Annotated in this window: 16 protein-coding genes; 6 read left to right on the top strand and 10 right to left on the bottom strand. The window is 72.1% G+C overall.

Features of this window, described 5'->3' with window-relative positions; translation table 11 throughout:
- Positions 1-55: 55 nt before the first annotated feature.
- Together ACZ63E_RS05645 and ACZ63E_RS05640 are read right to left on the bottom strand one after the other, a co-directional pair.
- Positions 56-547 (bottom strand): universal stress protein, encoded by a 492-nt coding sequence (locus ACZ63E_RS05645; RefSeq protein ID WP_465334597.1) that lies wholly within the window; start codon positions 545-547, stop codon positions 56-58.
- A gap of 13 nt (positions 548-560) precedes the next feature.
- Positions 561-2,099, bottom strand: a complete 1,539-nt coding sequence (locus tag ACZ63E_RS05640) for an MFS transporter (RefSeq protein WP_465335498.1) — start codon at positions 2,097-2,099, stop codon at positions 561-563.
- A gap of 118 nt (positions 2,100-2,217) precedes the next feature.
- Between ACZ63E_RS05640 and ACZ63E_RS05635 the strand changes: the two genes are divergently transcribed.
- On the top strand, positions 2,218-2,793 hold the full coding sequence (locus tag ACZ63E_RS05635) for a TetR/AcrR family transcriptional regulator (protein WP_465313403.1): 576 nt from the start codon (positions 2,218-2,220) through the stop codon (positions 2,791-2,793).
- A 12-nt stretch (positions 2,794-2,805) separates the two neighbouring features.
- On the opposite strand, the gene ACZ63E_RS05630 is transcribed toward ACZ63E_RS05635, so the two are convergent.
- Complete coding sequence (locus ACZ63E_RS05630; protein WP_465334595.1) at positions 2,806-3,570, bottom strand: SDR family oxidoreductase; 765 nt, start codon at positions 3,568-3,570, stop codon at positions 2,806-2,808.
- 100 nt (positions 3,571-3,670) lie between these two features.
- Between ACZ63E_RS05630 and ACZ63E_RS05625 the strand changes: the two genes are divergently transcribed.
- A complete protein-coding gene (locus tag ACZ63E_RS05625) occupies positions 3,671-4,516 on the top strand; it encodes a helix-turn-helix transcriptional regulator (protein ID WP_465334593.1) in 846 nt (281 codons plus the stop codon).
- Here ACZ63E_RS05625 and ACZ63E_RS05620 read toward each other — a convergent pair.
- Positions 4,513-5,496, bottom strand: coding sequence for an Lrp/AsnC family transcriptional regulator (locus tag ACZ63E_RS05620; protein ID WP_465334591.1), 984 nt, complete (start codon positions 5,494-5,496; stop codon positions 4,513-4,515). The two genes, ACZ63E_RS05625 and ACZ63E_RS05620, sit on opposite strands and share 4 nt — an antisense overlap.
- 115 nt (positions 5,497-5,611) lie before the next feature.
- Here ACZ63E_RS05620 and ACZ63E_RS05615 point away from each other — a divergent pair, with 115 nt between their 5' ends.
- On the top strand, positions 5,612-6,313 hold the full coding sequence (locus ACZ63E_RS05615; RefSeq protein WP_465334589.1) for an SDR family NAD(P)-dependent oxidoreductase: 702 nt from the start codon (positions 5,612-5,614) through the stop codon (positions 6,311-6,313).
- A 36-nt stretch (positions 6,314-6,349) separates the two neighbouring features.
- On the opposite strand, the gene ACZ63E_RS05610 is transcribed toward ACZ63E_RS05615, so the two are convergent.
- Positions 6,350-6,595 carry a hypothetical protein gene (locus ACZ63E_RS05610; RefSeq protein WP_465334587.1) on the bottom strand — a complete coding sequence of 82 codons (246 nt, stop codon included), beginning with the start codon at positions 6,593-6,595 and terminating at the stop codon, positions 6,350-6,352.
- A 104-nt stretch (positions 6,596-6,699) separates the two neighbouring features.
- Here ACZ63E_RS05610 and ACZ63E_RS05605 point away from each other — a divergent pair, with 104 nt between their 5' ends.
- Both ACZ63E_RS05605 and ACZ63E_RS05600 read left to right on the top strand, forming a co-directional pair.
- Positions 6,700-7,335, top strand: coding sequence for a TetR/AcrR family transcriptional regulator (locus tag ACZ63E_RS05605; RefSeq protein WP_465334585.1), 636 nt, complete (start codon positions 6,700-6,702; stop codon positions 7,333-7,335).
- Positions 7,336-7,441: 106 nt separating this feature from the next.
- Entirely contained in the window at positions 7,442-8,677 is a 1,236-nt protein-coding gene (locus ACZ63E_RS05600) for an FAD-dependent oxidoreductase (protein WP_465334583.1), read from the top strand.
- A gap of 4 nt (positions 8,678-8,681) precedes the next feature.
- On the opposite strand, the gene ACZ63E_RS05595 is transcribed toward ACZ63E_RS05600, so the two are convergent.
- From ACZ63E_RS05595 to ACZ63E_RS05580, 4 genes are all read right to left on the bottom strand, one after another.
- The gene (locus ACZ63E_RS05595) at positions 8,682-9,500 is read right to left on the bottom strand and encodes a family 1 encapsulin nanocompartment shell protein (protein WP_465334581.1); all 819 of its coding nucleotides are present in this window, start codon (positions 9,498-9,500) and stop codon (positions 8,682-8,684) included.
- A 1-nt stretch (position 9,501) separates the two neighbouring features.
- Positions 9,502-10,053 (bottom strand): hemerythrin domain-containing protein, encoded by a 552-nt coding sequence (locus ACZ63E_RS05590; protein ID WP_465313393.1) that lies wholly within the window; start codon positions 10,051-10,053, stop codon positions 9,502-9,504.
- A gap of 132 nt (positions 10,054-10,185) precedes the next feature.
- Positions 10,186-10,599: an STAS domain-containing protein gene (locus tag ACZ63E_RS05585; RefSeq protein WP_465334579.1), complete on the bottom strand. Its 414-nt coding sequence runs from the start codon at positions 10,597-10,599 to the stop codon at positions 10,186-10,188.
- A gap of 152 nt (positions 10,600-10,751) precedes the next feature.
- Entirely contained in the window at positions 10,752-11,342 is a 591-nt protein-coding gene (locus ACZ63E_RS05580) for a TetR/AcrR family transcriptional regulator (protein ID WP_465334577.1), read from the bottom strand.
- Between the two features lie 48 nt (positions 11,343-11,390).
- On the opposite strand from ACZ63E_RS05580, the gene ACZ63E_RS05575 reads away from it, so the two are divergent.
- The gene (locus ACZ63E_RS05575; RefSeq protein ID WP_465334576.1) at positions 11,391-12,338 is read left to right on the top strand and encodes a zinc-binding dehydrogenase; all 948 of its coding nucleotides are present in this window, start codon (positions 11,391-11,393) and stop codon (positions 12,336-12,338) included.
- 4 nt (positions 12,339-12,342) lie between these two features.
- Here the strand turns inward: ACZ63E_RS05575 and ACZ63E_RS05570 are convergent, their stop codons facing one another.
- A complete protein-coding gene (locus tag ACZ63E_RS05570) occupies positions 12,343-12,813 on the bottom strand; it encodes a MarR family winged helix-turn-helix transcriptional regulator (protein ID WP_465334575.1) in 471 nt (156 codons plus the stop codon).
- Position 12,814: the final 1 nt, after the last annotated feature.

The raw sequence follows: 12,814 nt of genomic DNA, 5'->3' as shown, positions 1-12,814 counted from the left end.
AAAAAACACTCACGACCAGCCGCGGTAGACCGGCGTGCCCTGCTTCGAATCCGGCTCAGGGCACGACCAGCACCGGCCAGTGCCCCGCCCGGATGAGCTTGGTCGCGACCGAACCCGCGAACCGGTGCCCCGCCTTCTGCGACGCGCCGACCACCACCGTGTCGACCTGGCAGCGGTCGGCGGTGTCGCGCAGCGCCGTGTACGGGTCGCCGAACATCTTGAGCAGCGTGACCGGCACCTCGAGCTCCTCGGCGCCGGTGCGGATCTGCTCGCGCAGCTCGGTGTAGAGCTGCAGGGTCGTGTCGTGTTCGGCCGCGGCCGCGATCGGCGGCCCGAGCGTGGTCAGGGCCGAGCGGCCGGCGATGAAGGCGACGATCAGCCGGCCGCCCTGGCGGCGGGTCAGGCCGAAAGCGTAGGCCGCCGCGCGCATCGCAGTGTCGGAGCCGTCGACGCCGGCGAGGATGGCCCGCGCCGCGGTCTCCCGGAGCGGGCCGAAACGCTCCACTGTGGACTCGAAGGCGTTGATCCCGGCCGCGCTGCCGCTCACCCCACCCACCCCCTTACCGGGCGACGGGTTCGGTCGTCGCCGGCTCGCCGGCCGGCTGCTCCAGGTCGATCGTCGTGCGCAGGGTGATCGGCTTGAGCAGCAGCGCCGCGATCACCCCGACCACCGCCACCGCCGCGGAGATCAGGAAGATGTGCGCGGTCGCGTCGCCGTACACGGTGTGCACGACCGTCTGCACCTGGGGCGGCAGCGCCTTGAGGTTGAGCGCGCTGACGCTGCCCGTCGACGCCTGGCCCGCCGGCACGTGCAGGGCGGCCGAGAGGTCGGCGGTGACCCGGTTGGCGAGCACGGCGCCCAGCACCGAGACGCCGATCGTGCCGCCGAGCGAGCGGAAGAAGGTCACCGTCGCGCTCGCCGCGCCGAGGTCGCGCAGGGGGACGTCGTTCTGCACGGCCAGCACGAGGTTCTGCATGGTCATGCCGACACCGACGCCCACGACGGCCATCGCGACCCCGACGATCCACAGCGGTGAGGCGTGATCGACCAGGCCGAGCCCGAGGAAACCGAGCACCAGGATGATCGTGCCGGCCACGATGTAGGGCTTGATCTTCCCGGTGCGGCTGATCAGCCGCCCGGAGACGGTCGAGGAGACGAGCACCCCCGCCATCAGCGGCATGGTCAGCAGGCCGGCTTCGGTGGGGGTGTACCCGCGGCCGATCTGGAAGTACTGGCCGAGGAACACCGCGCCGCCGAACATGGCCATGCCGACCGCGAGGCTCGCGATGATCGCCAGCGCCGGGGTGCGCTGGACGACGATCTTCAGCGGCACGACGGGTTCGCGCACCTTCGTCTCCACCAGCACGGCGAGCGCGAGCAGCACCACGCCGCCCGCCACCATGACGCCGGTCTGCCACGAAAGCCAGCCGAACGAGTTACCGACGAAGGACACCCAGATCAGCAGGACGCTCACGCCGGCGGCGATCAGGCCGGAGCCGAGGTAGTCGACCTGAACGTCGTCGCGCCGCACGGTCTGCAGCTTGAGGGTGCGCTGCAGCACGACGAACGCGATCACCGCGATCGGCACGCCGACGAAGAAGCACCAGCGCCAGCCGAGCCACGGCACGTCCACGATGAGCCCGCCGAGCAGCGGGCCGCCGACGGTGGCGACCGCCATGACGGCGCCGAGGTAGCCGTTGTAGCGGCCGCGTTCGCGCGGCGGGATGATCGCGGCGATCACGACCTGGACCAGCGCCTGCAGGCCGCCGACGCCGATGCCCTGGAACGCGCGGGCCGCGATGAGCTGCCCGGTGTCCTGGCTGAACCCGCTGATCATCGACCCGGCCACGAAGATCACGATCGCGACCTGGACGAGCGTCTTCTTGTTGAACAGGTCGGCGAGCTTGCCCCAGATCGGCGTGGTGGCCGTCGCCGCCAGCAGGGTGGCCGTGACCACCCACGTGTACTGCGTCTGGCTGCCGTTCAGCGAGCCGATGATCAGCGGCAGCGACGTCGACACGACCGTCGAGCTGATCATGGCCACGAACAGCGCGAGCAGCAGCCCGGACAGCGACTCCAGCACCTCGCGGTGCCGCATCGCCGCGTCCGCCGTGTTTCTCTCGGTTTTCACAGCACCCCTTCACGTCCGGGTAAATTATTGCCCACTGAGCAAACTTGCGCAATGGGCAGTGTATTCCCGTCGCTAGGCTGGCGGCATGGACACCGTCGACACGCTGCGCACCCGCAAGAAGGCGGCGACCCGGCAGTCGCTGCACGAGGCGGCGCTGCGGCTGGCGATGGAGCGCGGGCTCGACGCCGTGACGGTCGAGGACATCGCCGACGAGGTGGGGGTGTCCCGCCGGACGTTCTCGAACTACTTCGCGAACAAGGAAGACGCGATCCTGCACGGCGACCGCGAGCGCACCCGGGTGCTGGTGGCCCTGGCCGCCGGCCGCCCGCCCGCCGAGCAGCCGTGGGCGGCCCTGCGCGCGGCGAGCCGGGAGCTGTACCAGGACCGGACCGTCCCCGACCCGGAGTGGGTGGCGCAGCTGCGGCTGCTGCGCCGCCACCCGTCCCTGCTCGCGCAGCAGGCGAGCGACCAGATCGCCCTGGAGCGCGACCTGGCCGGCGTCCTCACCGCCCGCGGCGTCGACGACGAGCTGGCCCGCCTCATGACGGCGACGTTCCTCGCGGCCACCCGCACCGGCATCCTGCGCTGGCTGGAGGGCTCGGGCGAGCAGCCGCTGCCCGCGGTGGTGGACCGGCTGCTGGGCCGCGTCTCCTTCAGCTAGCCGGGTTCGGCCTCACTTTCCGTGGGGATCCGTCTGGTTCAACGCCGCGACCACCTGGGCGTAGTCACCACGCGCCTCGCCGTACCGCAGGAACTTGACCCGCTCGACCTGGATCTCGGTCGCGTCCGGCTGGGTTTCCAGCAGCGTCACCACTTCGGTGATGAACTCGGCCAGCGGCATGGCGTGCTCGTTGTCGGCCTGGCCGGGCATGAGGTCCGTCTGCACCGACGGCGGCACGAGCTCGAGCACCTTCACCGACGTGTCGGCCAGCTGCAGCCGCAGCGACTCGCTCAACATGTGGATCGCCGCCTTGGACGCGTTGTAGCTCGGGGTGACCTTCAGCGGGGTGAACGCCAGTCCGGATGAGACGGTGACGATGGTGGCGTCCGGCCGGGTCTGCAGGTGCTCGACGAACGCCGCGATCAGGCGGATCGGGCCGAGGACGTTGGTCGTCACGACGTTCTCGGCCGACTCCAGGAACGTCTCGGGCCGGTGCCAGTCCTCCGCCCGCATCACGCCGGCCATGGTGACCAGCACGTTCAGCTCCGGGTAGCGGGCGAGCACGTCCTTCGCGGCGGCCTCGACGCTCGCCGCGTCCGCGGTGTCGATCGCCGCGGTGCCGAGGCCGGGGTGCTCGGCGGCGATCGTCGCCAGCCGGTCGGTGCGCCGGCCGCCGACGACCACGGTGTTGCCGCGCTCCCGGAGGGCCAGTGCGAGCGCCAGGCCGATCCCGCTGGTGGCGCCGGGGATGAAGATGGTGTTTCCGGTGATGTCCATGTCCTGAGCTTCGGCCACCGGCGACGACGCCGCCAGAGAGCGGCTATCGGGGGACCGGCGATCCCTGGCCGGCCGCCGGGAGAGCGGGATACTGGGGAGCATGGATCGAGCGGAGCTGGCGGCCTTCCTGCGTCGCCGCCGTGAGCAGCTGCGGCCCGAAGACGTCGGCCTCCCGCCGGGGGCGCGCCGCCGGACGGCCGGGCTGCGGCGGGAAGAGGTAGCGTCGCTGGCCGCGATGTCGACCGACTACTACACCCGCCTGGAGCAGCAACGCGGGCCGCAGCCGAGCGAGCAGACGCTGGCCGCGCTGGCCCGCGCGCTGCGGCTGCGCGACGACGAACGGGACTACCTGTTCGTGGTCGCCGGCCGCAACGCTCCTTCGCCAGCGGTGACGGCCACGCACGTCGCGCCGGCGTTGCTGCGGGTGCTCGACCGGCTGTCGGACACCCCCGCGCTGATCCTGTCCAACCTCGGCGAGGTTCTGGTGCAGAACCGCCTCGCCGAAGCTCTTTACGGCGGCCGGACCGACCACAAAGGACTGGCGCGCAGCGAGATCTACCGCTGGTTCACCGAGCCGGCGGAACGGCTGATCTACCCCGAGCACGACCGCGACCGGCAGAGCCGCGCGCTGGTGGCGAACCTGCGCGCCGCGCACGGCTCGATGGGCCCGAGCTCACGGGCGGGGGAGCTGGTCCGCGCGCTCAAGCGGGAGAGCGCGGAGTTCGCGGCGCTGTGGGAGCGGCACGAGGTCGCGAAGCGCTTCGAGGACCACAAGGTGCTCGTGCACCCCCAGGTCGGCGAGATCGAAGTCGACTGCCAGGCGCTGTTCACCGAAGACCAGTCGCAGGCGCTGCTGGTGCTGACCGCGGCGCCGCGCACGGAGGCGTTCGAGAAGCTGCAGCTGCTGGGCGTGCTGGGCAACCAGCGGTTCGAAGACGCTCGTTAGCGCGCGGCGAGGCGGTCGCCGGCCAGCAGGGTGCCGGACTGCTTGAGCTGCCGGAGCACGGGGGAGATCTCCATGCTCTGCAACCCCGGCAGCGACCCGACCCGGTCGGTGGTGAACTCGAACAGCTCGTCGAGATCGTGGCAGTGCGCGACGGCGTGGAGGTTGTGCGGACCGGAGATGGCGGCGGCAAAAGCGATTTCCGGCTCCCGCGCGAGCGTCCGCCCGACGCTCTTGACCGCCGACGGGTGCACCCGCAGCCAGAGCAGCGCCCCGGCGCGGTAGCCCAGCGCCGCGGCCGCGAGCTCGACGTCGATGTGGACGACACCGGTCCGGAGCAGGGTTTCGAGGCGGCGGGACACGCGCCCGGGTGTGAGACCGGACGCGTCGGCCAGGTCGACGAGGCTGGCGCGGCCGTCCTCGGCGAGGACGTCGAGCAGCTTCTCGTCCTCGGGCGTGAGGTCCACCGGCTCGCGGCTGACGACCGGGACCTCCGGGAACGGGCTGCCTTCGGTGCCCAGCGCGGCTTCCTGGGCGGGCGTGAGGATGCCGCGCAGCGCGGCCCAGTAGTGCCCGCGGCCGCCGACGAACTGGCGGAGCATCGCGGCCGCGTGGATGTCGAGGACCGCCGCCGTGCGCGGAAGCCGCTGCCCGAGCAGGTCTTCACGCTGCTCCGGCGTGCGGGAGCGCACCGCGCAGGTGATCTCGGAACCCGCGGCGCCGAGCGTCACCCAGCTGACGTCGTCGCGTTTCGTGAGCGCGTCGGCGATCGCCGTGACGCTGCCCGGGCGGCAGCGCAGCCGCACCAGCCATCGGCTCTGCCCCAGCGCCCCCGGGTTGAGGATGCCGGCGACCCGCACGACGCCGTCGGCGCGCAGCCGCCGATACCGACGGCCGACGGCGCCCTCGGTGACCCCGAGCACGGCCGCGATTGCCGCGAACGAGGCACGCGGGGCGACCTGCAGCGCGCGAATGATTCGCACATCCTCGGGCGCTACTTCGCCGGATTCACTCATCTGTGACGCTGTCATCGAGGTGATCCTACGAACCGGCGTCTCGGACGGGCAAGCCGGCGAACACCGGAGGCAGACTGCGAGCATGAACGGACACCCACAGACCGCCCTGATCGTCGGGGCCTCACGCGGCCTCGGCTGTGCGCTGGTGGCGGAGCTGCTCGGCCGGGGCTGGGACGTCATCGGCACGGTCCGCGACCCCGCCGCCCGGACGCCCCTGCACGAGCTCGCGGACCGCTCCGGCGGCCGCCTCACGATCGAGCACCTCGACGTCACCGACCCGGCCCAGCTCCCGCCGCTGCACGAACGCCTGTCGCCGCGGAAGCTGGACCTGCTCTTCGTCAACGCGGGAACCACGAACAACGTCGAGACGCCGATCGGCGAGGTGCCGACCGAGGACTTCGTGGCGGTGATGGTGACCAACGCGCTCAGCCCGTTGCGCGTCATCGAAGCGCTCGAAGACCTCGTGACGCCGGCCGGGCTGATCGGCGCGATGTCGTCGGGGCAGGGCAGCATCACCAACAACACCACCGGGCTGCGCGAGCTCTACCGCGGCAGCAAGGCGGCGCTGAACATGTTCATGCGCGGCTTCGCGGCCCGGCAGGCCGGGACGGAACGCGCGATCGTCCTGATGGCGCCCGGCTGGATCCGCACCGACCTGGGCGGGCCGGACGCGCCGTTCACGCTCGAGGAAACCGTCCCGCTCGTGGTGGACGTCCTGATGTCCCGGCTGGGCAAGCCCGGCCTCGAGTTCCTGGACCGGTGGGGCGAGACCGTGCCGTGGTGAGGCGCCCCTGGCTCGGCCCGCCTCGGTTGACGCCGGCTAGAAGAGGCACTTGACGAGCGAGCTCGTCGTGTTCCGGTACGGGGTGTCGAGGTTCGTGCCGTTGCCGTAGGGGTAGCTGGTGGCGGAGCCGTTGACACCGGAGAAGACGCAGAACTTGGCTGCGGGGCACCGCGCGTACCCGGTGGCTTCGGTGGTCGCGGCCGCGGTCCCGGTCACCGCGGCGGTGATCGTGGCGGGCGAAACCGCGGCGAACCGGGTGTGCAGCGCTGAGGCGAGCTTCATGGGTGCGACTCCTCACCCCGGCGCCCGCTTTCACCCGGATGGCCGCCGGGCCCGGCCGCCGCCATCGAATCGAAGAGAGCCGGCCGCAGTGATAACTTCGCGGCGTGAGTGATCCGGCCGGCCCCTCCCCGTCCCGGCGCGCGTACGAGTCGCCGCTGCGTGAGGAGCGGGCCGTCGCGACGCGGGCCCGGATCGTCGACGCCGCGCGGGAGCTGTTCGCGCAGCAGGGGTTCGCCGGGACGACCGTCGCCATGATCGCCAAGCACGCCAAGGTCGCCACGCCCACGGTCTACGCGACCTTCGGGTCGAAGGCGGCGATCGTCGGCGAGCTGATCGCCCGCTTGGAGGCGGAGGCGGACCGCGCGGAGTGGGGCGCGCGCATCCAGGCCGAGCCCGATCCGCACCGCAAGCTCGGGCTCTACGCGTCGTTCCTCCGCAAGCTGTACTCGAACGGCCGGGACATGTGGGCCGCGGCGGTCAACGCCTCGAGTGATCCCGCCGTGGTCGAGCTGAAGAACCACGGCGAGCGCGAAGCGCGGGAGTGGCTCGTGCCGATCATCGCGTCGCTGGACGAGGCCGGTGTGCTGCCCGCGAACGTCACCCGAGAAGAAGCCGTCGAGCACGCGTGGATGCTCAGCGCGCTGGAGCTCTACTTCCGCGGCACCACCGGGCTCGGCTGGACCGACGACCGGTACGAAAGCTGGCTGACCGAGATCCTCGGTCGGCAGCTGACCCGCTGATCTTCGAGGACCCTCGTGACGGGGGTCACTGTCGCCTCAATTGAGTGGATCTGACTATATTGATTATAGTGAAGTCTGACAAACCAGTAGTCAATGAGGAACAGTCATGCGAGTCATCATCATCGGCGCGGGCATCGGCGGCCTGACCCTCGCCCAGGCCCTGCGCACCCACGGGATCGACGTCGCGGTGCACGACCGCGACCCCCGCGCCGAGGCGACCGGCGGTTACCGGCTTCACATCGACGACGCCGCGTGCCGGGTCCTGCGCAGAGTCCTCCCGGCCGCGGCGTACCAGGCGTTGCTGGCCAGCTCGCCGAACCGGGCGGCCCACCGCGGGATCACGTTCGCCGACCACCGGCTGCGCCCGCTCGCCAAGGCGACGATCCCGCTCGAGGAGGAGATGCTCTTCGTCGAACGCCTGCCGCTGCGCGTGCTGCTCACCCACGGCCTCGATGACGCGATCCACTGGAAGAGCGAGTTCGTCCGGCACGAAACCCACCCCGACGGCACGGTGACCGCGCACTTCGCCGACGGCTCGACCGAGCACGGCGACCTGCTCGTCGGCGCGGACGGCGCCACCTCGCGGGTGACCACGGCGCTGGCGGGCAAACCCACGTCGACGCCCGTCGGCATCGGCGGTGTCGCCGGCCGCAGCCCGCTCACCCCGGAGATCCGCGAGCAGTTGCCGAAGCGGCTGCGCATCGGCTCGATCCTCGCCCTCGGCCCCGGTTCGACGAGCGCGTTCATCACGGTGCAGGACACCGAAGCCGGCCCCATGCTCGACCCGAAGCTGTGTGTCGACGTGCCGGCGTTCCCGGAGTCGCCGGTCGTCTACTGGGGGATCAACGTCCCGCTCGACCGGTTGCCGAACGTCCGCAGGATCGGCGCCGAGGCCGCCGTGCGCGCCGCGGCCGGCCTGGTGCGCGCGTGGTCACCGGTGCTGCGGGAGATCGTCGCCGGCGCCGAGTTGAGCACGGTGAGTACTTTTCCTTACCACACAAGCGATCCGCGTGCGCACCTCACGCCGTGGGCCTCGGGCACGGTCACCGCGCTCGGCGACGCCGTGCACGCCATGCCCCCGACCGGCGGCCGCGCGGCCGCCACCGCCGTCCGCGACGCCGACCTGCTGGCCACCCACCTGGCCGACGCGGTGAAGGGCCGCACGACGATCGCGCTCGCCGTGCACGAGTACGAGCGCGGCCTCAACGCCTACGCCGCCGAAGCGGTGCGGGTGTCGCTGAAGCCGATCGTGTGGCAGCGACGCATCGCCAACCCGGCCTTCGGGCTGCTTTCCCGCGTCGCCACCACCCTCGCGGCCCCGGTGACCGCCGCGCTCCGCTGAAGCCTCAGAGGGTCAGGCAGATCGCCGCGTCCGGTTCGGTGACCCGGAAGCTGAAGCTCTCCTCCAGGTACAGCGTCACGTTCTCGGCGTCGTGGTGGCTGTAGCCCACCGCGAGGTCCTGACCCAGCTCGAGGACGAAGTCGCCGCCGTCGAGGCTGACGACCAGGGCGCCGTCCAGGCCGGGGGAGCGGACCACCTTGCCGCCGCCGAGGACCCGGCGGATGTGGTCGAACACCAGCTGGCCGCCGTGCTCGGTGCTCTCCACGATCCGCGTGTACCCCGCCGGGCCGATGGCCAGGCCGTACGGGCCCTTGATGCCGGCCTGCCGGAGCTTGTCGACGGCGCGGGCGACCCCGCCGGGGTACGCCTCGGGCTCGTCGCCCAGCGGCGCCGTCGGGTACGGGCACGTCTCGGCGATGCCGGTGATCCCGGCGGCGGACCAGCCGTGGAAGACCGCGCGGTTCTCGATCATCGCGATCTGCTTCGCCGCGCGGTCGAGGTCGTCGAACTCCAGGTCGTCGGCGCCGCGCTCGGCGTCGTCCAGCTCGGCGCGCGACACCGTGAACGGCACCCGGACCTCGGCCAGCGGCAGGACCCGCCGCTGCCGCACCACGACCCCGTCGTCGACGTCGGTCAGCGACGCCGACGCGAGCGTGGTGGTCCGGCCCAGGTCGGTGGCCGAGTGGCCCCAGCCGTGCGGTCCGGCGACGTCGACCAGGCGCCGGGCCGCCAGGTGGGTCTGCAGGCGCTCCTTGGCCTCGGCGTCGACCTCCTTCCAGCCCGCGTCGGAGATCGGCGCGAGGGCGCGCATCAGGTGGTTCATGTCAGTCCTGCTCCTTGAGGCTGCCGATGCCGAGGGAGTCGCCGGCCGGGCGGTCGCCGCGCTCTTCCTCGACGTACTCCTGCGGGTCGATGTCGCTGACGTCGAGGTCGCGAGCGCCTTCGTGCTGCTTCTTGAACGCGGTGAACTTGCGGCCGAGCTCTTCGCGCAGGCCGGGATCGGCGTGCCGGCGGAAGTCGGCCAGCCCTTCGTCCTCCTCCTCGGCCATGTGCTCGCTGTTGGCCAGCCGGGCCTTGCGCACGGCGGCGAACCACGCCGTGCTGCCGACGGGGTGCAGCGCGGCTTCGTGCACACCGTCGCGGATGTCGTTGTGGTCGCCGATCGCGTCGAGCGTCTCCGCTTCGGCGTCGTCGCCGCGGCGCAGCAGGTGGGGGTAGAAGATCTCCTCCTCCGCGCGGGCGTGCACGTCGAGCAGGTCGGCGAGGGGCTGCCAGACCTCGGCCAGGTCGGCGGCGTCGGTGAGGTCGTCAAGCCGGGCGAACTGGCGGCGGAACCAGTCGTGGTCGTCCAGGATCAGGCTCGTGATGTCGGCCATCGGCGCTCAGCCCGGGAGGAGGGCCGGCTCGTGGCCCGCTGTGGTGGAAGGTGCCATGCCGCTTTTTACCCCAACCCGGGGCGTGGAAAACACGCCTGCCTCGGTGTGGTTCACCGAAAGAGGTGACGGAGCTCAGCGCAGCCGCGGCAGCAGCGAGAGCCAGGTTTCGGCGTCGGCGCGGTCGGGGTGGATCGGCAGCACGCGGTCGAGCCGCAGAAGCCGGATCGGGCGCACGACACTGCGGTGGGTCGCGATGATCGCGCACGGCAGCCCGCGGGCGTGGGCGGTGGTGACGGTGTCGAGCAGGACGGCGAGGCCGCCGGAGGAGCAGAAGGTGACGCCGGTGAGGTCGATGACCAGCGCGGCGGGGTCGAACCGCAGCTCGTCCCGGAGTCTGTCCTGGACCCGCTCGGTGCTGGACAGGTCGATCTCGCCGGTGACGGCGACCGTGGTGTGCTCGTAGGTCGTGGTCACCGTGACGGTCGTCGGGCCGGGATGCGCCGGGGCGAGGTGGCGGGGGCTGGGGCTGGTGGCGGTGTCGAGCATGCGACGGCCTTCTCGTAGACGCGGGAAGCCTGCGCGGTCACGGCCGCCCGCGGTGCCGGCCGCCCTGGGCGGGCGAGGCCGTGCGGTTGCGGGGGCGGCTGCTGGTCTCAACCGCGGTACACGATCGGGTTACTTCCCAGCCTGCGGCGAGTTCAACCGTCCCGGGCTTCCGGGTGACGCCGCAGGCCGCGGATCGCCAGCGCCGCGAAGCGTCGTGAAGCCGCGACGCGGGTGGCCGGTGACGACGCGTGGATGCCGCTGTTGGCCGTGAGCACCAGAATGACGTCGTCCGGGACGACGTCGGGGTGCAGGTAGCCGGCTTCCTTCGCGCGGTGGGTCAGCTCCGCGAGGGACTTCGCCCCCTGCGCGCGGTCCGACGCGAAGTCCATCGCGTGCGGGAACGCCGCCACGAAGGCCGACGTGAAGCCGCGGTCGCGGGCGTGGAGCTCGAAGAGCCGCTCGATCACCTCGCGGAATCCGCGCCCGGGGTCCGGGTCGGCCAGGCCGTCGTCGACGATGGCGTAACACGCGCGCATCTGCTCGGCGAAAGCCTCGGTGACCAGGTCCTCCTTGGTCGGGAAGCGCCGGTAGAGCGTGGCGGGACCGACCCCGGCGCGCCGGGCGATTTCGCGCATCGGCACGTCCAGGCCGTCGACGGCGAACACCTCGCGCGCCGCCTCGAGGAGGCGCGCGCGGTTGTCCCGGGCGTCGGAACGCAGGATGTGAGGCAACCGGTCGGGCACCCTCTCACTTTAGCCAACCGGACGCCCCCGTCCGTTACGGTCCGCCGGGTGAAAGCGATTGCGGTGCAGGAGTTCGGCGGCCCGGACGGCCTCGCGGTGGTCACCCTCCCGGACCCGGGCCCGGGTGCCGGGCAGGTGCTCGTCACCACCGAGGCGATCGGCGTCGGCGGGGTCGACGTCCTGGTCAGGAGCGGCGCGCTCGCCGCGTACGGCTTCACCGAGGGCCACGTCCTCGGCGGCGAAGTGGCGGGCACGGTGACGGCCGTCGGCGACGGCGTCGACCCGTCGTGGGTGGGCCGGCGCGTGTGGGCGTTCGCCGGGGTGGGCGGCGGGTACGCCGAGCAGGCGGTCGCCCCGGCGGCGACGTTGGTGCCACTGCCGGAAACCCTGTCCGCTGTCGACGCCGTGACGCTCGGCAGCTCCGGGATGGTGGCCCACTTCGGCCTGCGCCACGCGCGCTTCGCGCCCGGCGAGTCGGTGCTCGTCCGCGGCGCGGCCGGGGGCATCGGGATCATGACGGTCCAGCTCGCGGCCCGCGCCGGAGCGGGCGCGATCGCGGTCACGACGTCGTCCGCCGAGCGCGGCGCCCGCCTGCGCGAGCTCGGCGCCACCGAGGTGCTGGGCCGCGACGGCGAGGGCTCGGGCTACGACGTCGTGATCGATGTCGTCGCGGGCGCGGACCTGCCGTCGTACTTCGCGAGGCTCAACCCCAACGGCCGCCTGGTGGCAGTCGGCGCGGTGGCGGGCGATCCACCGGTGGACTTCGGTACCGCGATGTTCGCGGCGTTCCAGAAGTCCTTGTCGTTCGCGACCTTCAGCACGAACACGGTCCCGGAAGCCGACCGGCGCGCGGTGACGGCGGAGCTGTTCGGCTCGGCCGTCCGAGGTGAGCTGAAGGCAGTGGTGCACGAAGTGCTGCCGTTGACGGAAGCCGTGGCGGCTCATCGGAAGCTGGCCGGCGGCGAGGTCTTCGGACGTCTTGTGCTGGTGCCCTAGCCGGTCAGTCCTCGTCCGCGCCCGCGTGGTTGCGCTGGTGGACGGTGATGTCGGTGAACATCCGCTTGAACCGCGCGTAGTCCTCGGCCCCGACCCGCTCGGCGTGCCGCCGCTGGATGGCGGCCATGATCGTGTCCGCGGCCCGCATCTGGGCCAGGCCGCGGACCGTCGGGCAGATCAGCTTCGCGCGGCGGTCGCTCGGGTCGGGGCGCCGCTCGACGTACCCGAGGGACTCGAGCTCGTCGATCAGCGTCCCGACGTTCTGCTTGTGCTGGCCGGAAAGCCGGGACAGGTCGGTCGCCCGCACGCCGTCCGGGTCGAGGTAGGCGAGCACCGCGCCGTGGCGGGGTTTCAGGTCGGCGAACCCCTCCTCGGCCAGCGTCGAGAACAGCTCACGCTGCACCGCGAACAACAGCCGGCCCGCCAGGACACCCAGGTCGGGGTCCGTCGCGTTCCGCTCCGCCCGCGTGACCATC

Source organism: Amycolatopsis sp. NPDC104819 (assembly GCF_055583145.1).
The sequence above is the reverse complement of the archived record's forward strand: the minus strand, read 5'-3'. Positions and strand labels throughout refer to the sequence as shown.

Bases quoted from the DNA above. Each gene is read 5' to 3' on its own strand.
- ACZ63E_RS05640 (WP_465335498.1), bottom strand. From the start codon at position 2,099: ATGCGGCACCGCGAGGTGCTGGAGTCGCTGTCCGGGCTGCTGCTCGCG.
- ACZ63E_RS05635 (WP_465313403.1), top strand. From the start codon at position 2,218: ATGGACACCGTCGACACGCTGCGCACCCGCAAGAAGGCGGCGACCCGG.
- ACZ63E_RS05630 (WP_465334595.1), bottom strand. From the start codon at position 3,570: ATGGACATCACCGGAAACACCATCTTCATCCCCGGCGCCACCAGCGGG.
- ACZ63E_RS05625 (WP_465334593.1), top strand. From the start codon at position 3,671: ATGGATCGAGCGGAGCTGGCGGCCTTCCTGCGTCGCCGCCGTGAGCAG.
- ACZ63E_RS05615 (WP_465334589.1), top strand. From the start codon at position 5,612: ATGAACGGACACCCACAGACCGCCCTGATCGTCGGGGCCTCACGCGGC.
- ACZ63E_RS05610 (WP_465334587.1), bottom strand. From the start codon at position 6,595: ATGAAGCTCGCCTCAGCGCTGCACACCCGGTTCGCCGCGGTTTCGCCC.
- ACZ63E_RS05600 (WP_465334583.1), top strand. From the start codon at position 7,442: ATGCGAGTCATCATCATCGGCGCGGGCATCGGCGGCCTGACCCTCGCC.
- ACZ63E_RS05595 (WP_465334581.1), bottom strand. From the start codon at position 9,500: ATGAACCACCTGATGCGCGCCCTCGCGCCGATCTCCGACGCGGGCTGG.
- ACZ63E_RS05590 (WP_465313393.1), bottom strand. From the start codon at position 10,053: ATGGCCGACATCACGAGCCTGATCCTGGACGACCACGACTGGTTCCGC.
- ACZ63E_RS05585 (WP_465334579.1), bottom strand. From the start codon at position 10,599: ATGCTCGACACCGCCACCAGCCCCAGCCCCCGCCACCTCGCCCCGGCG.
- ACZ63E_RS05570 (WP_465334575.1), bottom strand. From the start codon at position 12,813: ATGGTCACGCGGGCGGAGCGGAACGCGACGGACCCCGACCTGGGTGTC.